This is a genomic window from Synechococcus sp. MIT S9507, from assembly GCF_047304715.1.
GTDB lineage: Bacteria > Cyanobacteriota > Cyanobacteriia > PCC-6307 > Cyanobiaceae > Synechococcus_C.
The window spans coordinates 2,338,039-2,362,875 of the sequence record NZ_CP138970.1 but is presented as its reverse complement, the minus strand read 5'-3'; the positions used below and the strand labels follow the sequence as shown (position 1 = coordinate 2,362,875).

The 24,837-nt window shown below is 58.1% G+C and carries 34 protein-coding genes, 1 tRNA gene and 2 pseudogenes; 24 read left to right on the top strand and 13 right to left on the bottom strand.

Translation table 11 applies throughout. The annotated features are described in order from the left end of the window. The first annotated feature begins 27 nt into the window (after positions 1-27). The 13 genes from SIB83_RS12635 (at position 28) to SIB83_RS12575 (ending at position 9,974) form a co-directional block, all read left to right on the top strand. The gene (locus SIB83_RS12635; RefSeq protein ID WP_413746007.1) at positions 28-471 is read left to right on the top strand and encodes a Ycf51 family protein; all 444 of its coding nucleotides are present in this window, start codon (positions 28-30) and stop codon (positions 469-471) included. Next, entirely contained in the window at positions 468-872 is a 405-nt protein-coding gene (locus tag SIB83_RS12630) for a DUF4332 domain-containing protein (RefSeq protein ID WP_413401668.1), read from the top strand. Before SIB83_RS12635 ends, SIB83_RS12630 begins: the two co-directional genes overlap by 4 nt. A gap of 65 nt (positions 873-937) precedes the next feature. Continuing rightward, a complete protein-coding gene (locus SIB83_RS12625) occupies positions 938-1,225 on the top strand; it encodes a hypothetical protein (RefSeq protein WP_413401667.1) in 288 nt (95 codons plus the stop codon). Further along, a complete protein-coding gene (locus SIB83_RS12620; protein WP_413746006.1) occupies positions 1,215-2,864 on the top strand; it encodes a CocE/NonD family hydrolase in 1,650 nt (549 codons plus the stop codon). The genes SIB83_RS12625 and SIB83_RS12620 overlap by 11 nt, the downstream gene beginning before the upstream one ends. 22 nt (positions 2,865-2,886) lie before the next feature. Further along, positions 2,887-3,633: a DUF3887 domain-containing protein gene (locus tag SIB83_RS12615; protein ID WP_413401664.1), complete on the top strand. Its 747-nt coding sequence runs from the start codon at positions 2,887-2,889 to the stop codon at positions 3,631-3,633. A gap of 70 nt (positions 3,634-3,703) precedes the next feature. Next, positions 3,704-6,001, top strand: a complete 2,298-nt coding sequence (glgB, locus tag SIB83_RS12610; RefSeq protein WP_413746005.1) for a 1,4-alpha-glucan branching protein GlgB — start codon at positions 3,704-3,706, stop codon at positions 5,999-6,001. Between the two features lie 100 nt (positions 6,002-6,101). After that, on the top strand, positions 6,102-7,160 hold the full coding sequence (gene hemE / locus SIB83_RS12605) for a uroporphyrinogen decarboxylase (protein WP_413746004.1): 1,059 nt from the start codon (positions 6,102-6,104) through the stop codon (positions 7,158-7,160). Next, the gene (locus SIB83_RS12600; protein WP_413746003.1) at positions 7,157-8,164 is read left to right on the top strand and encodes an NAD-dependent epimerase/dehydratase family protein; all 1,008 of its coding nucleotides are present in this window, start codon (positions 7,157-7,159) and stop codon (positions 8,162-8,164) included. Before hemE ends, SIB83_RS12600 begins: the two co-directional genes overlap by 4 nt. Before the next feature lie 35 nt (positions 8,165-8,199). Beyond that, a complete protein-coding gene (gene petE, locus SIB83_RS12595; protein WP_413746002.1) occupies positions 8,200-8,559 on the top strand; it encodes a plastocyanin in 360 nt (119 codons plus the stop codon). 127 nt (positions 8,560-8,686) lie between these two features. Continuing rightward, positions 8,687-9,049: a c-type cytochrome gene (locus SIB83_RS12590; RefSeq protein ID WP_413401655.1), complete on the top strand. Its 363-nt coding sequence runs from the start codon at positions 8,687-8,689 to the stop codon at positions 9,047-9,049. Beyond that, on the top strand, positions 9,046-9,273 hold the full coding sequence (locus SIB83_RS12585) for a Nif11-like leader peptide family natural product precursor (protein ID WP_413746001.1): 228 nt from the start codon (positions 9,046-9,048) through the stop codon (positions 9,271-9,273). Before SIB83_RS12590 ends, SIB83_RS12585 begins: the two co-directional genes overlap by 4 nt. An 18-nt stretch (positions 9,274-9,291) precedes the next feature. Beyond that, positions 9,292-9,687 (top strand): hypothetical protein, encoded by a 396-nt coding sequence (locus SIB83_RS12580; RefSeq protein ID WP_413746000.1) that lies wholly within the window; start codon positions 9,292-9,294, stop codon positions 9,685-9,687. Positions 9,688-9,806: 119 nt separating this feature from the next. Further along, entirely contained in the window at positions 9,807-9,974 is a 168-nt protein-coding gene (locus tag SIB83_RS12575; protein ID WP_413401650.1) for a hypothetical protein, read from the top strand. A 36-nt stretch (positions 9,975-10,010) separates the two neighbouring features. Here the strand turns inward: SIB83_RS12575 and SIB83_RS12570 are convergent, their stop codons facing one another. The 3 genes from SIB83_RS12570 to SIB83_RS12560 all read right to left on the bottom strand — a co-directional run bounded on the left by SIB83_RS12570 (position 10,011) and on the right by SIB83_RS12560 (position 11,215). Further along, positions 10,011-10,316, bottom strand: a complete 306-nt coding sequence (locus SIB83_RS12570; protein ID WP_413745999.1) for a hypothetical protein — start codon at positions 10,314-10,316, stop codon at positions 10,011-10,013. A gap of 220 nt (positions 10,317-10,536) precedes the next feature. Continuing rightward, positions 10,537-10,779: a hypothetical protein gene (locus SIB83_RS12565; protein WP_413745998.1), complete on the bottom strand. Its 243-nt coding sequence runs from the start codon at positions 10,777-10,779 to the stop codon at positions 10,537-10,539. Between the two features lie 133 nt (positions 10,780-10,912). Beyond that, entirely contained in the window at positions 10,913-11,215 is a 303-nt protein-coding gene (locus tag SIB83_RS12560; protein WP_413745997.1) for a hypothetical protein, read from the bottom strand. Between the two features lie 232 nt (positions 11,216-11,447). Between SIB83_RS12560 and SIB83_RS12555 the strand changes: the two genes are divergently transcribed. Then, on the top strand, positions 11,448-12,587 hold the full coding sequence (locus SIB83_RS12555; protein ID WP_413745996.1) for a choloylglycine hydrolase family protein: 1,140 nt from the start codon (positions 11,448-11,450) through the stop codon (positions 12,585-12,587). 132 nt (positions 12,588-12,719) lie between these two features. On the opposite strand, the gene SIB83_RS12550 is transcribed toward SIB83_RS12555, so the two are convergent. Continuing rightward, entirely contained in the window at positions 12,720-12,932 is a 213-nt protein-coding gene (locus SIB83_RS12550) for a hypothetical protein (protein ID WP_413401640.1), read from the bottom strand. Between the two features lie 142 nt (positions 12,933-13,074). On the opposite strand from SIB83_RS12550, the gene clpB reads away from it, so the two are divergent. After that, a complete protein-coding gene (gene clpB, locus SIB83_RS12545) occupies positions 13,075-15,690 on the top strand; it encodes an ATP-dependent chaperone ClpB (RefSeq protein WP_413401638.1) in 2,616 nt (871 codons plus the stop codon). Here clpB and SIB83_RS12540 read toward each other — a convergent pair whose 3' ends face one another. Then, positions 15,691-16,182: a 6-carboxytetrahydropterin synthase gene (locus tag SIB83_RS12540; protein ID WP_413401636.1), complete on the bottom strand. Its 492-nt coding sequence runs from the start codon at positions 16,180-16,182 to the stop codon at positions 15,691-15,693. A 68-nt stretch (positions 16,183-16,250) separates the two neighbouring features. On the opposite strand from SIB83_RS12540, the gene hisIE reads away from it, so the two are divergent. Next, positions 16,251-16,919, top strand: a complete 669-nt coding sequence (gene hisIE, locus SIB83_RS12535; RefSeq protein WP_413745995.1) for a bifunctional phosphoribosyl-AMP cyclohydrolase/phosphoribosyl-ATP diphosphatase HisIE — start codon at positions 16,251-16,253, stop codon at positions 16,917-16,919. On the opposite strand, the gene SIB83_RS12530 is transcribed toward hisIE, so the two are convergent. The 3 genes from SIB83_RS12530 to SIB83_RS12520 form a co-directional block, all read right to left on the bottom strand. Continuing rightward, positions 16,920-17,567 carry a L,D-transpeptidase gene (locus tag SIB83_RS12530; RefSeq protein WP_413745994.1) on the bottom strand — a complete coding sequence of 216 codons (648 nt, stop codon included), beginning with the start codon at positions 17,565-17,567 and terminating at the stop codon, positions 16,920-16,922. Positions 17,568-17,681: 114 nt separating this feature from the next. Continuing rightward, a complete protein-coding gene (locus tag SIB83_RS12525) occupies positions 17,682-18,335 on the bottom strand; it encodes a peptidase (protein ID WP_413745993.1) in 654 nt (217 codons plus the stop codon). Between the two features lie 12 nt (positions 18,336-18,347). Beyond that, positions 18,348-18,839: a DUF2214 family protein gene (locus tag SIB83_RS12520; RefSeq protein WP_413745992.1), complete on the bottom strand. Its 492-nt coding sequence runs from the start codon at positions 18,837-18,839 to the stop codon at positions 18,348-18,350. 243 nt (positions 18,840-19,082) lie between these two features. On the opposite strand from SIB83_RS12520, the gene SIB83_RS12515 reads away from it, so the two are divergent. From SIB83_RS12515 to SIB83_RS12495, 5 genes are all read left to right on the top strand, one after another. Continuing rightward, entirely contained in the window at positions 19,083-20,009 is a 927-nt protein-coding gene (locus SIB83_RS12515) for a sigma-70 family RNA polymerase sigma factor (RefSeq protein WP_413401627.1), read from the top strand. A 92-nt stretch (positions 20,010-20,101) separates the two neighbouring features. Next, positions 20,102-20,491, top strand: coding sequence for a YkvA family protein (locus SIB83_RS12510; RefSeq protein ID WP_413745991.1), 390 nt, complete (start codon positions 20,102-20,104; stop codon positions 20,489-20,491). Further along, on the top strand, positions 20,488-20,823 hold the full coding sequence (locus tag SIB83_RS12505; RefSeq protein WP_413401624.1) for a hypothetical protein: 336 nt from the start codon (positions 20,488-20,490) through the stop codon (positions 20,821-20,823). Before SIB83_RS12510 ends, SIB83_RS12505 begins: the two co-directional genes overlap by 4 nt. Positions 20,824-20,864: 41 nt before the next feature. Beyond that, on the top strand, positions 20,865-21,119 hold the full coding sequence (locus SIB83_RS12500) for a hypothetical protein (protein ID WP_413401622.1): 255 nt from the start codon (positions 20,865-20,867) through the stop codon (positions 21,117-21,119). A gap of 5 nt (positions 21,120-21,124) precedes the next feature. Next, positions 21,125-21,682, top strand: coding sequence for a phosphate-starvation-inducible PsiE family protein (locus SIB83_RS12495; RefSeq protein ID WP_413745990.1), 558 nt, complete (start codon positions 21,125-21,127; stop codon positions 21,680-21,682). Here SIB83_RS12495 and SIB83_RS12490 read toward each other — a convergent pair. After that, positions 21,582-22,094 (bottom strand): annotated as a pseudogene (locus SIB83_RS12490) (Nif11 domain/cupin domain-containing protein); the annotation flags it as partial. The gene SIB83_RS12495 and the pseudogene SIB83_RS12490 overlap by 101 nt on opposite strands. A gap of 97 nt (positions 22,095-22,191) precedes the next feature. On the opposite strand from SIB83_RS12490, the gene SIB83_RS12485 reads away from it, so the two are divergent. Beyond that, entirely contained in the window at positions 22,192-22,524 is a 333-nt protein-coding gene (locus tag SIB83_RS12485; RefSeq protein WP_413747380.1) for a c-type cytochrome, read from the top strand. Here SIB83_RS12485 and SIB83_RS12480 read toward each other — a convergent pair. Then, complete coding sequence (locus SIB83_RS12480) at positions 22,500-22,769, bottom strand: YciI family protein (RefSeq protein ID WP_413401617.1); 270 nt, start codon at positions 22,767-22,769, stop codon at positions 22,500-22,502. The two genes, SIB83_RS12485 and SIB83_RS12480, sit on opposite strands and share 25 nt — an antisense overlap. Before the next feature lie 93 nt (positions 22,770-22,862). Here SIB83_RS12480 and SIB83_RS12475 point away from each other — a divergent pair, with 93 nt between their 5' ends. Next, positions 22,863-23,231: an AbrB family transcriptional regulator gene (locus SIB83_RS12475; protein WP_413406355.1), complete on the top strand. Its 369-nt coding sequence runs from the start codon at positions 22,863-22,865 to the stop codon at positions 23,229-23,231. 3 nt (positions 23,232-23,234) lie between these two features. On the opposite strand, the pseudogene trpA reads toward SIB83_RS12475, so the two are convergent. The 3 genes and pseudogenes from trpA to SIB83_RS12460 form a co-directional block, all read right to left on the bottom strand. Further along, positions 23,235-24,042, bottom strand: a pseudogene (trpA, locus tag SIB83_RS12470) (tryptophan synthase subunit alpha). A 45-nt stretch (positions 24,043-24,087) separates the two neighbouring features. Further along, a complete protein-coding gene (locus SIB83_RS12465) occupies positions 24,088-24,426 on the bottom strand; it encodes a DUF3007 family protein (protein ID WP_413401615.1) in 339 nt (112 codons plus the stop codon). Between the two features lie 3 nt (positions 24,427-24,429). After that, complete coding sequence (locus tag SIB83_RS12460; RefSeq protein ID WP_413401613.1) at positions 24,430-24,675, bottom strand: NAD(P)H-quinone oxidoreductase subunit L; 246 nt, start codon at positions 24,673-24,675, stop codon at positions 24,430-24,432. A gap of 61 nt (positions 24,676-24,736) precedes the next feature. On the opposite strand from SIB83_RS12460, the gene SIB83_RS12455 reads away from it, so the two are divergent. Beyond that, positions 24,737-24,825 (top strand) — tRNA-Leu (locus SIB83_RS12455). Positions 24,826-24,837: the final 12 nt, after the last annotated feature.

Genomic DNA, 24,837 nt, shown 5'->3' with positions numbered 1-24,837 from the left:
AGGACCACATTCCGAGCACACCAGCCCATGCCACTTGAGGAATTGCTCTCCACCTCCAGCATCTGGCTGGCCAGGGGCGGAATTGCGCTGTTCGGCCTGACCCTGATCGCCTTCATCGCCCGTTGGGGGATCCGTTTCCGCCTGGTGGGCGTGAGCAGTTTCACGCTGCTGTTGTCAGCCAGCTGCTGGGCTTTCGGCCTGAGCTACACACCCAGCGTCAGCGTGGAGGGAGCGCTGCGAGCACCGGTGGTGTTTGACAATGGTGATGATCTGATCGTGGCTCAGGCCCAGGACGATTTCCCGGACGAAGCGATCAGACCGACCCTTGAACAACTGGCGGGGAACGTGCGTCCCGGTGGCCGCAGCAGTCCAGAGGTGACGGTGCGTCTGCGTCAGCTGCAGCCTGCGGGTGACGGAGCTTCCAGATCGGTGGTTCTGGGCGAAACAGTGCGCGACCTTCGAGCCGGATGAGACCCGAGGATCCATTGCGGGAGCTCCCCATGGGCCTGCGCGATGAGCAGAAGCAACTTCTCGCATCAGGCATCACCACCTGGGGGGAAGTGCAGTCTCTCGATGACTTGCAGATCAGTCGACTGGCCTCCAGCGGCAGATCGTCGGCCCGGAACCTCAAACGACTCAGAGGCATGGCGGATCTCGCCTGCAGCCTTGACCTGGCTCCCCAGGATGCGGCTCTGCTGATGCATGCCGGACTGGCCACCGTGACAGCCATTGCCGGTTCATCCCCTCAGGAGCTGGTCACCCGAACCGGACGGCTTGAAAGGCAGCTGCGAAGCGGACGTGCCCCTGTTGTGGACCTGGCTCTGGCGCGGCGGTGGATCCTGCTTGCCAGGGAGAGGCAGAACACGAACTGACCGTCGAAACCAGCCATCTCCGTCTCACCCGTTTCAAATGAGGTGAAATTCGGACAGAGGTTCCGATGCGTTTTCTCAACAACCTCAAAATCGCCTCCGTTGCCGTTGTTTCAACGTTGATCGCGGTCAGTCCTGCCAGCGAGGCTCAGTCTTCACTTCTGGAGAGTGTCAAGCGCAATCCCGGTGAAGCCAAAGCGCTCTGTCAGGAGTTCAAGTCGATCAATGCACAGGGGGAGTCAGCGCTTTCGGGACAATCCATCGCGAAGATTGCAGGCACCCGCAATCTCAACAGAACGGAAGCCGAAATCGTGGCGACCTATGTGATCGGACTCAACTGCCCGGATGTTCGCTGATGCGTCACTGACCACCCGAGACGGCGTTGAACTCGTTTCAAGGGTGTGGCGTCCGCAGGGGAATGGTCCATGGCCTGCGCTGTTGATGAGACAGCCCTATGGCAGAGCCCTCGCTTCAACAGTCACGCTTCCTCACCCCGACTGGTGGAGCAACCACGGTTTTCTCGTGGTTGTTCAGGATGTTCGCGGTCAGGGGGACTCAGGCGGAAGCTTCCGCGGGTTCAGCGTGGAAGCCCAGGACACCGCTGACACATTGACGTGGCTGAGGGAGATGCCGGAGGTCAATGGTCGTATCGGGATGTACGGCTTTTCCTATCAGGGTCTGACCCAGCTGCTTGGCCCTCCGGACTGTCCCCCTCCCGACTGCCTGGCACCGGCGATGTGCGGCCTGCATGAACGGGAGCACTGGAGCTGCGAAGGCAACGCTCACTGGTGGCATCTGGGACTGGGCTGGGGATTGCAGCTTGCTTGTCTGCAGGCCAGACGAAGGGGCGATCACGCGGCCTGGGAGGAGATGCGACGCAGCCTTGAGGACGGCAGTTATCTGAGGGAGGGCATCCGACTGCTTGAGCGCCATGACCCTGAGGGGATGACCCTGCGCTGGCTCAAGCAGACGCCTGAGCATGACAGCGAATGGATCCAACATTCCATGCCGCACCGATGGCTGCAGCAACCGATGCTGTTGCTTGGTGGATGGTGGGATCCCCATCTCCGCGGTGTGATTGATCTTGCCGAGCAGGCCAGAGCGGCTGGAGGTCGACCCGAGCTCCATATCGGGCCGGCCACTCATCTGCAGTGGTGGGAAGACAGCAGCAGGCTGCTGCTGCATTTCTTTCAGCGGCATCTGACCTCCCCTTCCAATGCAGCCACAGATGATCTGGTTGCCGGTGACATCAATGTCCGCCTGTGGGACCTGGTCAGCGAAAGCTGGTGCGGACCGAACGATCACCAACAGGATCCGAATCGGGCGGCAATCGCACCCTCAACCGGAGCCCTGGTCGATCAGCCCTGGCATCTCTGCAGTCAGGGACTTGCCTGTCTTGAGTCAGAGGAGGGACAGATTCTGTCTTCAGCACCTGACCATGCCGGCAGGGTGGTGATCGTGCATGACCCATGGCGACCTGTGCCCTCCATCGGGGGGCATCTCAGCCCGAACGCCGGGCCCTGTGACAGAGCCTCCCTGGATCGACGCAGTGACGTGGCGGTGTTCACTGGTGAATCACTGAAGGAGGCAATCGCGCTGAGCGGTAAGCCGAAGCTGCGGATACTCGCCTGTGCCGACCAACCAGGCTTTGACCTTTGCGTGGCACTGTCGCGATTGCCCTTGGGAACGGAAGCCGTGCAGCAGCTGTCAACGGGACTGTTGCGGGTTCGCGGCCAGGAAGCCCTCAGACTCTGCGAAAGGGAGGTGGAACTTCAGTCTCTGCATGCCACCCTCAGGCCGGGTGACCGGCTGCGGCTGTCAATCGCAGGTGCCGCCTGGCCCGCCATCGGCATCAACCCCGGGGAACCTGCCGTTGCCTGCGCCGCTCCCAGCAGCGATTGCCACGTGATCAGCATCGCGTTGCACCTCGAGATGGCTCAGTTGTCGATGCTGCCTCTGCTGTCGCCCCAAGCCATGGGAACTCCGGCAGACTGACACAACCGTTCTGACGATTGCCGTGAAGTTCACCTCCTGTCTTCTGGCCGCTGCCTTGGCCACCTGCACTGTGGAGCTGATCCCGGCGGCGAGCGTCCGAGCAGACGTACGGCTTGCACAGGCCCTCGATACTCCACGAACCAATCTCACTCCAGACGAAGCCAGGGCAACAGCCAGCGAACTTCTCAAATCAATTCAGACCAGGAACGCTCAGGGGGTCTACCGGCTGCTGGCTTCCCCCCTGCAATCTGCCACCAGCACTGAAGCCATCAGCCAACGCCTGCAGAGCGCACCTTTGATCGAGTCCTTCCGGGTGGTTGCCGTCAATCCAGGGCTTGACGACACGACCGTCGAAACAATGGCCGTGACCAACAGCGGCACGCGTGAGCTGCCCCTGTTGCTGGTGCTTGATGACGACGGAAAACTGCTGGCCTGGAAATGGGTCGACACGATGCTCCCCATCGAACAGACCGCACTCAGCTTCGTGAAGGACCTGGATGCCGGTCGCTGGGTGGCTGCCCGTTACTACCTGGACCTCGACTTTCAGAAGGAGATCTCTCCGGCCGACCTCAAGCGCAAGTGGTCGAAGCTCGAGCGGGTACTCGGAGGCGTCAAGCGCATCAAGAGCGCGGTTGCAGCCTCCAGCAGCGATGAACAGCAGCTGGTGCTGATCACAATCGAATTCGGCAATATGACTGACAACCTCTTCGTCATCTTCAACCGCCAGGGTCGGATCATCAACGTCGACTTCTCCGCGGATCTGGTCTGAAATCCCTGGCAGGAAGAGAGTTTGAGCGGACTTTCCGCTTAAGCTCCCGGCCTACGAAAGCTCCGTCGTCATGACCATCGCTGTGCAGGACTGGATGGTTGAGGACGCCCAGCGACTGGCGGAGTGTCGTCACGACCATCCCTTCTCGATCCTCGGTCCACAACCGCAGGAGAACGGTGCATGGGTGATCCGTGTCTGGATGCCGGAAGCCAGAACCGTGACTCTTCTGATCGGTTCAGAGGAGATCGCCATGACATCTCCCCACCATCCCTGGATCTTCGAAGCCGAGGTCAATCACAACCCAGGCAGTGACTACCGGGTTCGCGTGAGTCGCGGAGAGATCACGCACGAACAGCATGATCCCTGGGCTTTCCGTCAGGAATGGATGGGTGAAATGGATCGCCATCTGTTCGCGGAGGGCAATCACCACCACATCTGGCGAAGGATGGGTGCCCATCGCTGCGATCAGGATGGAGTCCAGGGGGTGATGTTCTGCCTGTGGGCGCCCAACGCCCGCAGCGTCAGCGTGATCGGCGACCTCAACTCATGGGATGGGCGCCAGCACCCCATGCAACAGCGCCTTGGCGGGATCTGGGAGCTGTTCGTCCCTGAGCTGGCTGAAGGAGAGCTCTACAAATACGAAATCCGTACCCAGGACGGTCACTGCTATCAGAAGGCCGATCCCTACGGCTTCCAGCACGAGGTGCGTCCAGCCACAAGCTCCCTGGTGAGCCATCTCGATGGTTTCAACTGGAGTGACAGCAGCTGGATGCAGACACGGGACAGCAGCAATGTGCTGGACCAGCCGATCTCTGTTTATGAAATGCACCTTGGGAGCTGGATTCATGCTTCCGCGGAAGAGCCTTTCATCGAGGCCGATGGCAGCGCCCGACCTCCCGTTCCCGCAGCAGATCTGAAACCAGGCGCTCGCCTGCTCACCTACCCCGAACTGGCTGATCGGCTGATTCCCTACGTCAAGGAAAGGGGCTTCACCCACATCGAACTGATGCCGATCACCGAGCATCCTTTCGATGGCTCATGGGGCTACCAGGTCACTGGCTGGTATGCCCCAACCAGCCGATATGGAACCCCGGATGAATTCCGGGCTTTCGTGGATCGCTGCCACGCCGAGGGTATCGGCGTGATCATCGACTGGGTGCCCGGTCACTTCCCCCGCGACAGTCACGGTCTTGCCTTTTTTGATGGCTGTCACCTGTATGAGCACGCCGATCCCCGCATCGGCGAACACAAGGAATGGGGCACGCTGATCTTCAACTACAGCCGCAATGAAGTGCGCAACTTCCTTGTGGCGAATCTGGTGTTCTGGTTCGACCAGTTCCACATCGATGGCATTCGCGTTGATGCGGTGGCCTCCATGCTTTACCGCGACTACCTGCGACCGGACGGTGAGTGGCTACCGAACGAGCACGGCGGCCGTGAGAACACCGAAGCGGTGCGTTTTCTTCAGCAGGCCAATCATGTGCTCTTCCAGCATTTCCCTGGAGCACTGTCGATTGCGGAGGAATCCACCACCTGGCCGATGGTGACCCAGCCCACCGACAGTGGCGGACTCGGTTTCAACCTGAAATGGAACATGGGCTGGATGCACGACATGCTCGATTACTTCGAGCTTGATCCCTGGTTCCGGCAGTTTCATCAGAACAACATCACCTTCTCGATCTGGTACACCTACACCGAGAATTTCATGCTTGCTCTGAGCCACGATGAGGTGGTGCACGGCAAGAGCCATCTTCTGCACAAGATGCCGGGAGACGACTGGCAGAAATACGCGAACACGCGCGCGCTTCTGGCCTACATGTGGACTCACCCAGGCAAGAAGACGATCTTCATGGGCATGGAATTCGGTCAGCGTGCCGAATGGAATGTCTGGGGCGATCTGCAATGGGATCTGCTGAACCATGAACCGCATCAGGGGCTGCAGCTCCTGGTGGGCGATCTCAATGCTCTCTACAAACAGGAACCTTCTTTATGGAGAGATGACTTTGATCAGTTCGGTTTCCAGTGGATCGACTGCAATGACAATCGCCATTCCGTGATCAGCTTCATGCGCAGGGAAAGCAGCAGTGGAACCTGGCTCGTGGTGGTTGCCAATTTCACTCCCCAGAGCCATTCCCACTACAGAGTGGGCGTTCCGCTGGCGGGCTTCTACGAGGAGATCCTCAACACCGATGCAGCCAAATACGGCGGCAGCAATCTGGGCAACATGGGCGGGAAACGCACCGATGAATGGGGCATACACGGCTACGAGAACTCACTCGATCTGTGTCTTCCGCCGCTGAGTCTGATGGTGTTCAGACACGATCCGAAACGCAGCTTGAGCGCTCTTGAACAACCGGGGAGCGACTGAATCGCGGGCTGCGATGTGACGAACGAATCAGCATGCCTGAAATCCAGAGCTTCTGCACAGTTTCTTCAGGTAGGTTTCCGACTGATCTGATTTCGGCTTGATGAGCGACTCTCTGCCTCTGTTGCTGCGTGCAGCCCGCGGTGAAGCGGTGGAGCGTCCTCCGGTCTGGATGATGCGCCAGGCCGGCCGCTACATGAAGATCTATCGCGACCTCAGAGACCGCTACCCGAGTTTTCGTGAGCGCTCGGAAAATCCCGATCTCTCCTACGAGATTTCGATGCAACCCTTCAGGGCCTTCAAGCCAGACGGGGTGATTCTGTTCTCCGACATCCTCACGCCACTTCCAGGCATGGGCATCGACTTCGACATCATCGAGAGCAAAGGGCCGCAGATCGGTGAGCCGATCCGCACGATCGACCAGGTCAATGCTCTGCGTCCCCTGCTTCCAGGCGAATCAATGCCTTTCGTTGGCGAAGTGCTCGGTCGTCTGCGTGAAAGCGTCGGCAACGAGGCGGCAGTGCTCGGATTCGTCGGTGCTCCCTGGACGCTGGCTGCCTACGTCGTGGAAGGCAAGAGCAGCAAGAACTATGCGGTGATCAAGGCCATGGCCTTCCGCGAACCTGAACTGCTGCACAAGCTGCTTGATCATTTCGCCGAGTCCATCGCCAGCTATCTGCGCTATCAGATCGATTCCGGGGCACAGGTGGTGCAGATGTTCGACTCCTGGGCAGGGCAGCTCAGCCCAGCCGACTACGACGTTTTCGCGGCTCCTTATCAGAAAAAGGTGGTCGACCTGGTCAAGCAGACCCACCCAGACACCCCGTTCATCCTCTACATCTCCGGCAGCGCAGGCGTGATCGAGCGGATGGCCCAGACCGGAGTGGACATCATCTCCCTCGACTGGACCGTGGACATGGCGGAGGCCTGTGCACGACTGCCTGAACACATCGGTGTTCAGGGCAATGTTGATCCAGGCCTGCTGTTCGGAACCCCGCAGGCCATCGAGGCCCGCATCGATGACTGCGTGCGCAAGGCCAGAGGCCGCCGCCACATCCTCAACCTCGGCCATGGAATCCTTCCCGGCACCCCCGAGGAGAACGGCGCGGCCTTCTTCACCGCAGGCAAGAGTGTGATGGACCGGGTCGGGGCTCTCGCTTGAGTCAGACCACCACTCCGTCGCGCATCCTGATCACGGGTGCCAGCGGCTGCGTCGGGCAGTACACCACCGCATGGCTGCTGGACAACAGCGAGGCGGAGCTCCTGCTCTGGCTGCGTGATCCCAGCAAACTCACTGCGGTTGCCGCGGATCATCCGCGGATCCAGCTGCTGGTGGGCGACCTTCGCGAAGCTGATCGATTCGCGTCCGAACTGGCCAGTGTGCACCGAGTGATTCACACAGCCACTGCCTGGGGAGATCCCGAGCGGGCTCAGCAGGTGAATGTGGTGGCCGTGAAGCGAATGCTCTCACTGCTCAACCCATCCCTGATCGAGCAGATCACCTATTTCTCAACAGCCAGCATTCTCGACAGGCATCTGCAGCCACTGACCGAGGCACTGGCCTACGGCACTGAATACATCCAGACCAAGGCCCAGTGCCTGAAGGATCTCGAAGAGCATCCTCTCGCCGGGAAAATCGTTGCCGTCTTTCCCACCCTTGTGTTCGGAGGCCGGGTTGATGGCAGCAGCCCTTTCCCCACCAGTTACCTCACCGAAGGCCTCACGGAGGCCAGCAAATGGCTCTGGCTTGCGCGATTTCTCCGGGCCGATGCCAGTTTCCACTTCATCCATGCAGCAGACATCGCTGCGATCTGCGGCCATCTCGCCACCCATCCCCATCAACCCAACCCTGAGCCAGGCCAGGGCGCTGTGCGCAGGATCGTGATGGGGCAGAAGGCCATCAGCGTGGACGAAGCTGTAGCCAGCCTCTGCCGCTGGCGGGGAGTGCGTCGAACCCCCGGGATCCCGCTTTGGCCCTGGTTAATCGAAACACTGATTCGGGTGCTGCCGATCGAGGTCAATGCCTGGGATCGTTTCTCCATTCGTCAGCGCCATTTCATTCACCAACCCGTGACCCAGCCGGAGCGCTTCGGTGACCGAAGTCATGCGGCAGACCTTGAAGCGGTGTTGCTGGATTCGGGTTTACCAAGGCGAGGAACCGCCTGAGATACGCCTATAATTAATCAACTTCAACAGTCGTCATGCTGAAGAGCCTTAAATCAATTTTCTATTCCGCCCTTGCCATTGTGCTGGCGTGCACACTGGGAGTTGCTTCCGCCAGTGCAGCCACCGTTGAGGTGAAGCTCGGCGCTGATTCAGGAATGCTTGCTTTCGAGCCCAGCTCCGTCACGATCAAAGCCGGTGACACGGTCAAGTTCGTCAACAACAAGATGGCCCCTCACAACGCCGTCTTCGACGGTCATGACGAGTACAGCCACCCCGACCTGGCCTTCTCCCCAGGCGAATCCTGGGAGGAAACCTTCAGTGAAGCGGGCACCTACGACTTCTACTGCGAGCCCCACCGCGGCGCAGGCATGGTCGGACAGGTGATCGTCGAGTGATTGACATGCTGATCTCCTGAATTTTCAGGTTTCAACACATCCAGGCCCCGGAATGTCAATGTTCATTCTGGGGTCTTTTCATGTTCTTGAAGATGGATAGGTTTGGCTCAGAAATGAAAGCGAAGGGATGCCGAACCCTGCTTCAGCACTGGCGCTGATCATCAGCCTTTTCCTGAGCCTTGTGGTTGCTTTGCCCGTTGAAGCCATCAGTGACCCTGACCTGTCCCATGGCGCCCAGCTGTTTTCCAGCAACTGCGCTGCATGCCACATGGGTGGTGGCAATGTGATCAGAGCCAGCCGCACACTGAGCCAGGCCGATCTGCAGGCCTACCTCGACTCCTACAGCCAGCATCCGATTGAAGCCATCGAGCACCAGATCGAGAACGGTAAGAATGCGATGCCGTCCTACGAAGGCAAGCTGAGTCTCACTGAAATCGACGATGTGGCCGCTTTTGTTGAGAAGCAGGCTGAAAAAGGCTGGTCACGATGAGCAGGGAAGCATTGAGTGCCTTTGTGCATGCCCTTGAGCACAGCGCATCGCTCAGAAGAGAACTGAAGTGCTGTTCTGATGATGCTGAAATTGTTTCACTGGCACGACGTTGCGACTTCGCCTTGAATCGTGCCGATCTGTACGAAGACGGTCGGATATCAAACATGGAGAGCTGGTTCAGCCGCAGTGCTCTTGGGATCAGAAAGCAGGGCGGCACAGACTGAACCTTTGCTGCCCACACCATGCCGGTCGTGACACTGCTGAGCGACTTCGTTGACGGGACCTCCATGGCCCTCAGCGAAGACACCGATGCGCACAGCCTCAACAGCTATATGCTGCGAAACCAAGGTCAGCTCTGGGCAGGCATGCAACAACGACGCCTGGCAAGACACCTCACGCGCCGCCGAAGAGGGCCTGGAACGCTGTATTACGCACCCACGGAGAAAGCTCAGGCTTGCGTGAATGCCTACCTGCAGACTGTTACAGGTTCGCGCGAAGAAAAGGAGCAGCAGCACGCCATGCAGTCCAGTGGCGTTGAAATAGCCCCCCATGTGGGAGAAGCGATTGAACGCAAGGTTCTGTTCAGCCGCAAGCAACGCAGGCTCACACCTCAGGCCCGGGCCAAAGGCTTCGGATGAACAACCTGCGACGCTGAAACAGTAGCAATCGACACATTTTTAACTTCCTTTAAGGATTTTGAGGGCGGCCTGTTCCGGATCCTGCTGATCAACGAAAGTGCACTGGCTCGAGAATGCCCATGAACGACACCGTTCACAACCGTCGCGGGACCAGCCTGAAATGGGAAACCAACGGAGAACTGGCTGGAGCTGATCTGCGCAACATCCTGCTTCGACTCCAGGAAGTCGACCCCAATGCTCAGGGGCTGAATCAATGCGACCTGGTGGATCGACCGCTCCAGAAATGACTGAACCGGCAGGAGCGCAGGAGGCCAGCGACAGGATCAGAGCAGAGCGGCCATGCGATCAACACTGGATCCGATGCACTCGACCACAAAACCCTCCATTCCCTGTTCATCACGGCCTGGACTGAGCCTGAAGAGATAGGCGTTCACCCAGGCCGTTTGCGCGTTGTTGACATCATGTCCGCGGTCTACGAAACCTGGCTTCTGTTGAAACAGGTGCAGAAGGATCTCCAGCACATCCTGCCTGGAAAGACTTTCAGGATCGATCAAGGGCAGCTGGTCCCTGATCTCGAGAAACGAGATCGAGGCGGAATAATCGAAATCCTCAGGCACCACAACCGACATCGGCTCACCCTCGATGCTGAGATGCTAGTTGCGACACTTACAGGGACTGTCAGTCAGTCATGGGTGATGAACCGAACGACCGCCAACACTGGATCGAAGAGATCGCGTTTCTTGAATCCCGCCTCAACGGTCATCAGGGAGACATCGACAGGGGATAGTTCAGCCTGTGAAGAGGCCCTGAAAGCTGCAAAAAGCAAGCTTGAATCCTGGCGCTGAACGGTCACATCCTCAGGGTGTGTCCAGGAGAAACGAAACTCTGCCGCTTGGCGAAAAGCTGCTTGCGAGGCCTGGAAGCACCCTGAAGGCGAATCGTCTCCGACAGGAGCTTGGCCTGCAGCGAAATCTGACGGTTCTCCTGATCGCGCCAGTACTCCTGGATCGTGCGCGGCCAGTGCTCTGACACCCGATCAAGCTTTGAGGACTTGTCGCCGGAGATATTGATCACGGACATGCAACTCACCATCAGTGGGATCCTCACCAATCCCTAGCCAGAGCTCAACGGTGTGACAGCAACCATGTCACTGCTGACATGGATCCATACCATGACGTTGACAACAGCCCACGGACGACGGCAACAGCCCACGGTTGCGACCGCTTCAAGGCTTCGTCTTCGGCCCGGGGACATCCACCTCACTTTTCAGATTGCAGCAGGGAAGCTGCTGGTGGTACTGAGCAGGTTCTCTCATCGCCCAGTATTCATCCACCACCCCGAGAAGGTGAGCACTGATCCGAGTCAGCCATGAGCGTCTTTTCATCCCTTCATGGTGCCGAACTGAGGACGATTCAGCCACGCGAAGCACCCTGACAATCCTCGCCGCTGAATTGGTGCGCAGACTCTGATTCCAGTTCCAACGCCCACTGCCTCCACTCGGAAGCGGACGTTGGCGATACAGCCTCAACCAGAGCGTTGTCAGTCCAGTAATCGGGTGAATCGAGAATCCCCAGATGCAGGGGACAGGACGGGGCAGCCTTCACAACCCACTCCTTCAGATTTGCTTAACCATGGCCCAGGCGTCGGTTGCGATGCAACTGGGCGAACACGGTGATGTCTGACGACCGACCTGGTGCGAAGACCAAAGAAAACCTGGAATAGGAGCACCTGGATAGGCCCCATTCACACCCTTTCAGGAGGTGCTGCAGAACGTGATGGCCTCAACGATGCAACGTGCCCTGGCCATGGGGCTTGGTGTCGGGATCGGAATCGCCAGTGCCGGCATCGGCGCGGCCTCGGCCTGCACCAGTTTCACCTTGAGGGGCAATGACGGTGGAAGGGTCTATGGACGAACCATGGAATTCGCCAAACCACTGAACAGCGAGGCAGTGCTGATCCAACGCGGCACCCTGATCAGAGGAGCCGGGCCTTCAGGCCAGGAGGGAAGCGGTCTGAGCTGGACAAGCCGGTACGCGGTGGTAGGCCTGAACGCCGTAGGAGTCAACGACGCGCTCGTCGATGGCATGAATGAGAAGGGAATGGCAGGAGGATTGCTGTATTTCGAGGGCTACGCACAGTTTCAGAATGTTCCGGCCAATCAGAGTGATCGGTCGATCGCTAGCTGGCAATTGCTCGCTTATGTGCTGAGCAATTTTGCGTCCCTTGCCGAAGTCAAACAGTCACTCCCGGGCGTTCTGGTAAATGGATCCGTACTGAAGGCCTTTGGAGGAACCGTTCCAATTCACATGATCCTGCACGATCGCGAAGGCAACAGCCTCTCTGTGGAATACATCAAAGGGGAGCTGAACATGCTCGATAACCCGACCAATGTTTACACCAACTCCCCGCCACTTCCCTATCAACTGATTGCAGCGGGTAACTACGGCAACCTCAACGCCATGCCTCCGGCAGAGATCACCATGAATGGACTGGCATTGCCTCCTGTCAGCGCTGGTGCGGGATTGGTGGGAATGCCAGGCGATTTCCTCTCCACATCACGGTTCATCAGGGCGTTGATCTTCAGCAGAAATGCACCCACCAATCTGAGTTCAGCCGAGCAGGTGGGTACAGCTTTCCATCTGCTCGACCAATTCGATCTGCCTCCTGGAAGCCAGGGCATTCCAGCTGGAGGCGGATTTGGAGGTGGTGGCTCGAAAGACACCTATGAAATCACGGAGTGGTCAGTCGTATCCGACCAGAAAAATGGCACCTATTCCATCAAAACTTTTGAGAATCCCGATATCAGGCAGATGCGTTTTGCAGATATGCCTCTATCAGATGGATCAATCAAAGTGATGCCGCTTGATCAACAACAAAAGATCACTATTCTGAAACCTTGAGATTGTATCGGTAGTTCTTTTCAATTCAACGATTCCGCAAAAATCAATTCAAACCCAATAAAAAATATTCAGATGTAATGCATACTCAATCGCTGAGCAATATGAACTCGATCGGTCGATCTCTCATACGGCTCATTCCTGTTGCCGAGCTGCCATCAGCACAGCCAGATAAAGATCCTCATCAATTTCGCGGATGTCGTACTCGGAGGGCATGGCTCCATGGTGATGCTCGTGGACGACCGTCCAGCACATCCTCTCCAGATCTGAGGGTTCAGGCCCGTAAAGCTCCCGGACTCTGGCCACCAGTGTGTTGACCAGAGCGGGATTCACAACGTTTTCGCCCATCTCTCGCAGACATCATTCGGTGGACCCTACCGATCCGGATCGGTTGACCGCATGCTGGCGTGCAGACCGAACCGCCTGGATCGGTTCCCCGTGGCCTTGATAAGAATAACCCTCATACGGTTGTTCCAGTACGAACGGAATCATGCAACCCACGGCCGAACAATTCACAGAAAAGGCCTGGGCCGCGATCCTCTCGGCCCAGAACCTGGCCCAGAAGCGACGCCATCAGCAACTGGAAACCGAGCATCTGATGCTGGCTCTCCTGGAGCAGGACGGACTGGCCAGCCGCATGCTCGAAAAAGCCGGTGTCACTCCATCGACTCTTCAGAGCAACCTGGAAGCCCATCTCCGTCAGCAACCTGCTCTGCAGTCTCCACCGGAATCCGTTTACCTGGGCACAGGGCTCAATACCCTGCTGGATCGTTCCGAATCTCTCAAGCAGGAATACGGAGACAGCTACATCTCGATCGAACACCTGCTGCTGGCTCTGGCAGAGGATTCACGCTGCGGCCAACGTCTGCTCAGTCAGGTGGGCGCCGACGCCAAAACACTGAAAACCGCCATTGATGCCGTACGCGGCAGTCAGACCGTGACCGACCAGAACCCGGAAGCAACCTACGAATCACTCGAGAAATACGGACGTGATCTCACGGCAGCTGCCAGGGACGGCAAGCTTGATCCTGTGATCGGTCGCGACGAGGAGATCCGCCGCACGATTCAGATCCTCAGCCGCAGAACCAAAAACAACCCAGTGCTGATCGGCGAACCGGGCGTCGGCAAGACCGCCATTGTGGAAGGACTTGCCCAGCGGATCGTGAACGGCGACGTTCCTCAGGCATTGCAGAATCGACAGCTCATCGCCCTCGACATGGGGGCTCTGATTGCCGGTGCCAAATATCGTGGTGAATTCGAGGAACGACTCAAAGCGGTCCTGAAGGAAGTCACCGACTCCGAAGGACAGATCGTTCTGTTCATCGACGAGATCCACACGGTTGTGGGAGCCGGCGCCACCGGCGGCGCGATGGACGCCAGCAACCTGCTCAAACCGATGCTGGCCCGGGGGGAACTGCGCTGCATCGGCGCCACAACACTCGACGAACATCGCCAGCACATCGAAAAAGATCCGGCGCTGGAGCGTCGCTTCCAGCAGGTGCTCGTGGACCAGCCCACAGTGGAGGACACCATCTCCATCCTGCGCGGACTCAAAGAGCGCTATGAGGTGCATCACGGCGTTCGCATCGCTGACAGCGCTCTGGTGGCTGCCGCTGTGCTCAGCAGTCGCTATATCGCCGACCGCTTTCTGCCTGACAAGGCCATCGATCTTGTCGATGAATCCGCAGCTCGTCTGAAGATGGAGATCACCTCCAAACCGGAGGAGATCGACGAGATTGATCGCAAGATCCTGCAGCTCGAGATGGAGAAACTCTCCCTCGGTCGCGAATCGGATGCCGCCAGCCAGGAGCGACTGGAGAGACTCGAGCGGGAACTTGCGGAGCTGTCTGAACAGCAAAGCACCCTCAACGCTCAGTGGCAGCAGGAGAAGGGAGCGATTGATGAGCTCTCCAACCTCAAGGAGGAGATCGAGCGAGTGCAGCTGCAGGTTGAGCAGGCCAAACGCAGTTATGACCTGAACAAGGCGGCGGAACTGGAGTATGGAACCCTCGCCACACTCCAGAAGCAGCTGGCTGAAAAAGAGAGCGCACTGGCTGAGCACGACGACAATGGCCAGGAGAAATCCCTGCTGCGTGAGGAGGTCACCGAAGACGACATCGCCGAAGTGATCGCCAAGTGGACCGGCATTCCCGTCGCCAAGCTCGTGCAGTCGGAAATGGCCAAGCTTCTGGGACTCGAGAACCAGCTGCACCAGAGAGTTGTGGGCCAGCAGCAGGCTGTCGCTGCCGTCGCTGATGCGATTCAGCGTTCACGCGCCGGGCTGAGTGATCCCCACAGACCGATCGCCAGCTTTCTGTTTCTCGGCCCCACCGGTGTCGGTAAAACCGAGCTCTCCAAAGCCCTGGCAGCTCAGCTTTTCGACAGCGAAGACGCGATGGTGCGCATCGACATGAGTGAATACATGGAGAAGCACACGGTCAGTCGACTGATCGGAGCTCCTCCTGGCTATGTCGGCTACGAGGCGGGCGGTCAGCTCACTGAAGCCGTGCGCCGGCGCCCCTATGCCGTGATCCTGTTCGACGAAGTGGAGAAGGCGCACCCCGACGTGTTCAATGTTATGCTGCAGATCCTGGATGACGGACGGGTCACCGACGGTCAGGGTAGGACAGTTGACTTCACCAATGCCGTGCTGATTCTCACCAGCAACATCGGCAGCCAGTCGATCCTCGATCTCGGTGGCGATGACGGGCAGCACGTTGAGATGGAACGGCGGGTGAATGAAGCCCTGCGCGGCCACTTCAGACCCGAATTCCTCAATCGACTTGATGATCAGATCATCTTCCACAGTCTGCGCAGAGACGAACTGCGCCAGATCGTGAACCTGCAGGTGGAACGGTTGCGTCAACGTCTCATGGAGCGCAAGCTCGGTCTGACCATCAGCGACAACGCCACCGGCTGGCTTGCCGATGCCGGCTATGACCCGGTCTACGGCGCCCGTCCGCTCAAGCGAGCCATCCAGCGCGAACTGGAAACACCAATCGCCAAGGCCATCCTGGCCGGACGTTACGGCGACGGCGATGACGTCACTGTGGATGTGCAGGCGGCCAGCAGCAACGACGAGCAGCTGAAACTGGTGCTGCGCTGATCACTGGTCTGGTGGTCGGTTCGCGGGATCGAACCACTCAGGCAGGGCCTCATAGCAGGCCGCGTTGGCCCGGTTCTCCCGGGCCTCGACTTTCCAGCAGCAGCTGCGACCGCCGTCACGCGCCTGCAACAGGGTGTTGGCCCAGCCCCAGACCAGCTCAGCGGTGGACTCCATTCCGACGTTGTCCATCACGCGCAGATCAAGAGCACCCTGTTCGTGCAACGCCTGCCACTGCGCCATCAACGGATCATCGGCATTGATGAGAAAGGTGTGATCGAACTGACGACTGAGCTGCGCCTCCAGAGGCCTCAGACTCGAGAAATCCACCACAAACCCACATTGATCGAGGTGGGTCGCGGCGAACCAAACGGTGAAACTGCGGCTGTAACCGTGAACGAACCGACAATGGCCTGGATGCTGCCACTGCCGGTGGCAACAGGGATAACCCTCGAAATGCTTGCTGCAGGTGTGACCGGCGGGGGGCAGAGGCATCGTGCGGATAAAAGGGACGTCACTGCGGGAGGATTCCTCCTGTCTACATCTGCAACATGCGCAGACCGATGCAGCCGCTCACCTCAGCCTTCATTGATCAGCTTCGTTTCAATGAGGCGGGCCTGATCCCCGCGATCGCGCAGGACTGGCTCGACGGTGCGGTGCTGATGGTGGCCTGGATGAACAGGAACTCCATCGAACTGACGCTCACCAGCGGGGAGGTTCATTACTGGAGCCGCTCCCGCAAGGAGCTCTGGCACAAGGGAGCCACCAGCGGGCATACCCAGAAAGTGAAGAGCATCCGCTACGACTGCGATGCGGATGTGATCCTCATCACCATTGAACAGACCGGTGATGTTGCCTGTCACACCGGAGCACGCAGCTGCTTCTACGAAGACAGTGATCACAGAGCCGCAGGAGGCCCGGAATCACTGCAGCCCCCGGCTGACGCCTGCACCGAACTGATGCGTGTGATCGAGCAGCGTCGTGATCATCCCGAGGAAGGAAGTTACACCAACAAACTGCTCAAGGGCGGCGACAACAGCATCCTCAAGAAGATCGGAGAGGAGAGCACGGAATTCGTGATGGCCTGCAAAGACGGCAAGGCGGATGACATCGCCGGCGAGGCTGCCGACATCCTGTTTCATCTGCAGGTCGCCCTGGCCCATCACGAAGTGAGCTGGCGTCAGGTGCAGGAAGTTCTTGCGGCCCGTCGCGGAGCACCGCGCAGACATTGATCAGGGGGTGCAGGGAGACTCGGAACTGATCACCACTTCATCCCCGAGCTGCACGACTTCCAGAAGATCAGTCATCACCTTGCGACCCACATTGATGCAGCCACCGGTCACCGACTGGCCCACTCTGCCGGGATCGTTGGTGCCGTGGATGGCAAAGCTGTACCAGCGGAAGGTGCCGTCGTAGGTGTTGAAGCGAAACGGCTGCGGCGTTGCAGGTACAGGGGCCAGGCTGATGTAACCGAGCCCGTACTCACCCGTCTCCCCATCACCCTTGAAGTCGATGGAGCTCATGTTGCGGAACAGATTCTTGCGGAGATAGGCCTCACTCTTCCCCGACTCATTCACCAGAGAAGGGTCCATGGCGAAGCGATCCTCGCTGAGAATTGCGTTCACGCGGAAGGTGCCCAGCGGAGTCCAGCCCTCCTCGAACGTTGAACCGGCGCAGGCGATCCCATTGCGCCCATATCCCACCTTGAATCGCAAGGTGTCGCCCTTCAGATTCAGCTGCCCCCTGCTTGCGGAAGGCTGGGCTCCATCAAGCTCGATCAGGATTCTGCCCTTGTCGGCGCCGCCTCGTCCGGAGAGAGAATCCGACGAACCACAGCCGGACACCGAAACGAGCATCAACCCCAGGAGCAGTGAACGCATCAGCCTCCCCGAGAGCAGCAAGGTCGCAATCCTCAAGGCAAGGAGTTTCACTGCCGGCAGCATGCCGGGTTTTCAGCGGACTGTCAGAAGCTTGAAACGTGCGTCAGAAACACATCACCGGTCTGTGGCATCGGCAGGATTGAAGGGCTCACCGAACCGAGTGGGCTGATCACGCAACCAGTTCAGGGTGCGTCGGTCACTGACTGATGGAACAAGAACCGGTGAGGCTCCCTGCACAGGTGCAAGGGCATCATTGGAATCATCGCTGTGCCCCCAGAGGCCAAAAGCGTGGCCCAGCTCATGCAAGGCCGTCGCCTGAATGGCCTGTGCTCTCAGTTCAGGCGACACCAATACGGTCACACCAGGCTCCATTCGCCAGATGTCTTCACGACGAACTTCGAGCAGTTGCAGCACGGCGCGACCATTGCTGGCCCGCCAGCCTCCTGCCAGCTGACGCCTCGGCGGCCGGCGACGTTCCACCCGGATGTGAGCCCGTTTCGGATCATCGACAAGTGTGATGGGCAACAGGGGTATCCACTGATTCAGAGCGGCGTCGACGGCATTCAGCCAGCGGCGCTCCCAGCGATCCACCTCCTCACCAGCGGCGGGTTCGATCCACACACACCAGCGAGAGAGGGACGGAACCCCGAAATCCGTGGTCGCAAGGCGCGCCCCGTATCCAGGAGCTTGTTGAGCAGCCGCGGCCGTGAGGGGCTGGCCCTCCAGTTTGCGAACCTGCTGAACCGGTGGACAGGGGTCATCAAGCATCGGACTCTTTTCTCAGGCAGCGGAAATACCAACGCCCCTGGCCATCAGTGTGGCGAGCATCGGAACCAGGGCAAATCCCACCAGCTCCACATTGATGATCCAGCCCAGACGGGTTGCCAGCTTCTGGCCCACTTCGGGCAACTCACCCTTCCGCAACGGAATTGCCCACAGGACGTAAGTGATAGTGGGATAAAGCGACAGAGCGCCAACACTCAGATAAAGACCGACTTTCCACCAGAACAGGGGGTTTTCGGTGTAGAAATCACTGCCTTGACCGAAATAGAGCACGCGCAGGATTCCACTGACCAGCAGCGCTAGAGCGGCGATTCCATAGATGATGTCGGTGATCACCATGGCAGTGGCCGTTCTGCGATCAGGGTCCGGACGAATCAGCCTGCGCTCCACCACCAGTGCAGCGAAGCAGAGCATGAAGCTCAGGTAATGGACGTAGGCCACTCCAGCACTCTTGGCGATCTCCGGAGTCAGCACGGCGGCCAGCAACATGGGGGCGAATCATTTGTTGCTGGCGACAGTAGCGGCTGAGAGGAAACCTCCGCTGCCTCGATGAGACCGATCTGAACTACCAATCCAACGCAAATATGAAGCGAAACGAATCACACTATGAACAAAACTTGAATTCGGTACAAATTCAGAATTACGTCTGAAATATGAATTCCGCAGTCTTCATTACACGCACCAGATAAAAAGCCTTTCGCCCTAAGTTCAAAGAAACATGGCAGACATGTGATGGTGAGTTCACTGAGTGCATTTCTGGGCGAAATCGGCAGACATCAACTACTGACTCCTGAACAGGAGTTAACCATGGGTCGCAAAGTTCAGGCGATGGTCGCTCTTAACGAGCGTTGTCAGCTTGCCGGAGGAAGTGGGCCTGCCTGTGTCTACAACGATGAAGAGAAGCGCATCATTAAACGTGGTGAAAGAGCAAAGAATCAGATGATCACCTCCAATCTGAGGTTGGTGGTCAACCTTGCAAAGCGATATCAGGGGAAAGGGCTCGACCTTCTGGACCTGATTCAGGAAGGAACCCTTGGCCTCACTCGCGCTGTTGAGAAATATGACCCCACCCGCGGCCACCGTTTCTCCACCTATGCCTATTGGTGGATTCGTCAGGGACTGAACCGCGCTCTTTCCACACAGAGCAGAACCATTCGTATTCCTGTGAATGTGAATGAAAAACTCACCAAACTTCGTGCTGCCAAAGCGCGACTGATGCAGAGCAATGGCCTTGCTCCCACATCCGAACAACTTGCTGAGTCGATGCAAATCTCCCTGAGCGAAGTGGAGGATCTGCTCGGCTGCGAGTTACGCAGTGTGACGGTCAGCCTGCAGGGGGTCGTGAAGTCAAAATCAGATCCATCAGAGCTGGTTGACGTTCTCCCCAGCGATGAAATTCCGCCGATGGAACGGGCGGAAATCGCAGAGAGAACGGCTTCAGCCTGGAAACTGCTTGATAAATCAAATCTCACCCCGAAAGAGCGCACGGTGGTGATGCTGCGATTCGGCCTCGACGGCAGTCACGAATGGCGAACACTTGCTGAGGTGGCTCGGCACATGAACTGCAGTCGTGAATATTGCCGGCAGGTGGTGCAACGCGCCTTGCGCAAACTGCGCAAGACCGGAATCCAGCACGGGCTGGTTGAGATGAGCGTCTGAACGGGAACCCGCCCGTGGAGATTCGGATCTCCCCCTGACGCATAAAACTCTGGCAATGAGACTGTTAAAGATGACCCCCTGCACTCCCCGTCATGACCTCTGGTTCCACGTCCGGCACCACTGAGTTCAATGCGGAGGTCATCGATGCAGAGGTTCTCGACAGTGAAGTGATCGATGAATCCGCATTTCGGCAGCTGCTGAAACGCGCCGGCAGATCAATGACCCGTCCAGCCCTTGAAGCGCTGGAGATGCTGATTGATCCTGCGACTCCTCCCCAGGCGAGACTCACCCTGCTGGCAGCACTCACCTATCTGCTTGTTCCCACCGACCTGATCCCGGATCTCTTGCCTGTTGCCGGTTTCAGTGATGACCTGGTGGCGATCACCGCTGTGCTGGGTCTGTGCCGGAATCACATCACACCGGAGATCAGGCAAAGGGCGCAACGCAGACTGGATCAATGGTTCCCGATCCACCGCCCATGAGTCGCTGGTCACAAGAACTGGAGGATGACCTTGCAGCGTTGCTGAAGGACTGGCTGAAACAGCAGGGGCGCACCCAGTCGGACCTGCGCCGCAGCCTGAGAGCAACCTCCACCCGCATGCCAGCCCTGATGGAGGTGCTGGAACGTGAACATGTGCTCGGGGGAATGCCTCGGCTGGCAGCCAGGCTCTGCTCCATCGAAGCCGAATGGGCTGCCGATCCCGGAACACCTGCCACTGAGGATTCAGGATCCGGCTCCGGTCAAAACAAGGCTGATCCTTTCGGTCAGCTGGATCTGCTGCTGAGAGAAATCAGAGACGACTGCACCGGCTGAACAGAATCACAGGCAACATGGGGATATCTTCCAAACACCCCATGGCCTCCGTCTCGCAACGACTGCTTGGTGTCAGCCTTCTCACCGCCGTCAGCGTGATGCTTCCTCAGAGAGCGATGGCACAATCAGAGGTCTGGCTGCTTGGTCCCAACAGCCGCACCGGTGAACAGAGCACAGTGGTGCCCACCGATTGCGTCGAAGGAGCTGACGGGTCAATCACCTGCAACACCAAGATCGTGAATCCCCCCGGCGACACACCCGCCAAACCCTTCTTCAATCCGTTCAGCAACAACTGAGCACAGTGATCCAGTCTCGACGCAAACGCCGAAGCTTCCTGCAGTGGGTTGATGCGGGCGAAAAACAGGTCGCCATTCTTCTCACTGCGATCACCGCTGTTGTGATCGCGGCTTCGATCGTGCAGCTCACGATTCGCGTCGCCCTTTCGCTGATCACCAATGAACAGGACTCCTACTGGCTCGGTGACGGCCTGATCCGCATCCTCGGCGATCTGCTGACAGTACTGATTGCCCTTGAAGTGCTTCAGAACATCACCAGTTACCTGCGCCGACACGTTGTCCAGATCGAACTGGTGCTTGTCACCGCCCTGACAGCCGTTGCCAGAAAAGTGATCGTGCTTCCGAAGGGCGCGGAAGACAAACCCCAGCTCCTGATCGGTCTCGGAGTCTCCGCCATCGCTCTGGCCGGGGCCTACTGGCTGGTCAAACGTTCAGCTGACCAGGATGGTCGTCCGGACTCCCACTCCAGTAGAGCGCAAGCCACACCGTTCCAGGATCAACATCCGTCCTCTCAACCCGATGACGTCGACCGGCTGGCAAGATCAACTGATCCCCCACGCTGAGCTCAACCCATTCCTCTGGATCGTCGAGACGCAAGCGCGCGCTCCCTTTCAACAGGGTGAGCCACTCATGATCCTTCTGCTCATACCAGAATCCATCCGGACTGTTCGCGCCATTGGAACTGATCCTCACCAGCCTCCAGTCCCTGCCTGAACACAACTCCTCTTCAATCTCATGCCCTGCAGCCGCAGGCGCAGCGATCAGCAGATTGGATGAACGGGGTGCATCAACACTTGGCTCCCCCCAGCGTCGACCGATGTTGTACCCCCAGGAATGGGCCAGCTGGACAACTGCATTGTGATCAGAGCACGCCGCGAGCTGACGACGTCGTTCCGGCTCAGCATCAAGGCTGCTGACCAGTGCATTGAGCTGTTGAACCTTCAACAGAAAACGCTGCAGATCCTCTTCCGCCATCAGCTCCGGAGCAACTGTCGTGATCCTGACAACCCGTGGATGGAGATCAGAGCAATCACCTGCGCCGCGTCACACTGAAATCACCTGCTGAATGACGATGAGGACTCTGCTGGCAGGAGCACTGATGTTGATCACACTGCTCTGGCAGAGTTCAGCCTCATGGGCGATGGATGAAGCTGGAGCACAGCTGTTTGATCTGCACTGCGCTGGATGTCACCCGAACGGCGGCAACATCATCCGTCGAGGTCGGACACTGAAACTCAAGGCGCTCGAAAAACAAGGGCTCAATAATGCTCCTGCAATTGCACAGATCGCCCGTGAAGGAATCGGTCAGATGAGCGGCTATGTCGATGCTCTTGGGGAGGGCAATGATCTTGTTGTTGCCGAATGGGTCTGGCGACAGGCTCAGAATGCCTGGATCCAGGGATAAACATCCAGTCGGGTCCAGATTCCTTCCCGCCAGTACACATCTGCCTCCAGCAGTGCGCGCACAGTTGTTTCACTCTCGGACTCAAAGACTGCAAAAACGTGGGTACTGCCAACAGTTGGGCCAAGAGTTATCAATGTCCCACTTTCCTTGAGGGCTTTAAGCCGTTCGAGATGCTCATCACGAAACGGAGCTCTTTTTTCCAAGGCATTGTCGCAATAGGTCCCCCAGAGAACGAAGCGGGCCATAGTTTCACCTCCGGTTAAAAGAATCTGCGCCAAAAGGTTGGCGCGTACTGCACATTAAGCGCTATGTTAATTGGGTATATTACTTTTATGATGATGCTCACTGGTGCTGAACTCCTTGCAAAGGTCAAGGATTTAGGTGACGTCTCCAAAACAGACCTGGCAACTGCCTGTGGGTATGTCTCGAAAAAGAAGGATGGTTCTGATCGCGTTAACTTCACTGCTTTTTATGAAGCACTTCTCAATGCGAAGGGCATTGAACTTGGTGGTGGATCAGCCGGCATTGGCAAAGGCGGCCGCAAGCTTTCTTACGTGGCAACAGTTCAGGGGAACGGCAATCTGTTGATCGGTAAGGCTTACACCGCGATGCTCGATCTCAAACCCGGCGATGAATTCGAGATCAAGCTTGGTCGCAAACAGATCCGCCTGGTTCCGGTAGGCGGCGCTGACGAAGACGAAGAGTGATCTTCAGCCTGCTGCTGCTCGCAGTTCACGACAAAATTCACCAGCTTCAGCCGCTGCGCATCCCTCCTGCGCAGCGGCGATTCTTTTGACAAGAGCACTGCCGACAATGGCTCCGTCTGCACCCCATGAGCGAACCTGACGAACCTGCTCAGGTCCGGAAATTCCGAATCCCACAGCGACAGGACCGGCGGCACATCGCTTCAGAGAAGTGACTAGCTGGCCGACGCGATCTTGCAGACTTGATCGTTCTCCGGTGACACCATTGACTGAAACCAGATAAGTGAAACCACGACTGGAAGCAGCAATGCGCTGCATCCGCTTTTCAGGAGTTGTGGGAGCCACCAGCAGCACAAGATCAAGATCATGTTGTGCCGCAAGTGGAGACAAACGCTCCGCTTCCTCAAGGGGAAGATCAGGGACAACCAGACCGGAGACACCAGCGGCGGCAGCGTCCGAAAAAAAAGCGTTCTGCTCCTCGATTCAGCAGAGGATTGCTGTAGGTGAACAGAACAACCGGCATGGTGAGTTGTCCACGCAATCCACTCAACATCTCCAGCACTTTTGCCGGGGTTGTGTTTTGTTCAAGAGCTCGGTGAGCAGCAGCCTGAATCACTGGTCCGTCCGCCAGAGGGTCGCTGTAGGGGATGCCAAGCTCCACCACATCAGCCCCGTGATTCTGAAGACTGAGCAGAACATCAGCCGTGCTCTGGAGCTCTGGATCACCTGCCATCACAAAAGGCATCAGTGCCAGGCGCTGCTCACGGGCGGTCTTCACAAAGACCTCTGCAATGCGTGAAGACTGCTCTCTCACGGATTCTGAAACTGTGATGCAGGCGAGCCTAGAGGTCGGCTGCAATCACTCAGGAGCCTGACTGGTCTCCTCTTCCGCGATGGAGGCCATCAGCTCCTGCTGCTGCTCAGGTGTCATGGCGTCGAACCGCTCCTGAAGCTGCTGGGCGGTGAGTTGGTCATAACCGCTGCGGTAGCGACGGCGTTGCTGCATGTAGGTCATGCGGCCAGTCACCACTCTGAACAGATAGGAGCTGGTCCAGACAACCACTACAACAACGAGGAGAGCCTCGGCGGCAATACCCGCCGAAAATCCCTCCAGCCCAAGGGCTTGGAACAACCAGTAGCCCAAACCTCCCGTCAGCAGCAGACCGAGACCAAGTTTCAGAACTCCGGCACGCGTCAACAGTCAGACCTCGCCCTGGCCGCTGAAGCGGAGATTGAGGAATGGAGCAAACACAATCATCCCCGGAAAGAAGAAGAACACCAGTGAATAAATTCCAAGGCGCTCGTATTTACCCATGACGGTCCAGCGCCGACTCATCCAGGCGTAAAGAAGGAGAGGCACCACCACCAGATAGGCACCACCCAGTGCCACATAGGCAGCGATCACCAGCAGGGTGTCCAGGGAAACCGCGTTGAGAAGAGTCTCCATGGTCAGCGAAATGGGCCATCTCGGTGGAATCTAGAATGCCGCCACGATGCTGGTGGCACCCGGGGGCGTGGCGGAATCGGTAGACGCACGCGACTTAAAATCGTTTGGGATGAAAATCCTGTGGGGGTTCAAGTCCCCCCGCCCCCACCACCGGCATCGCCC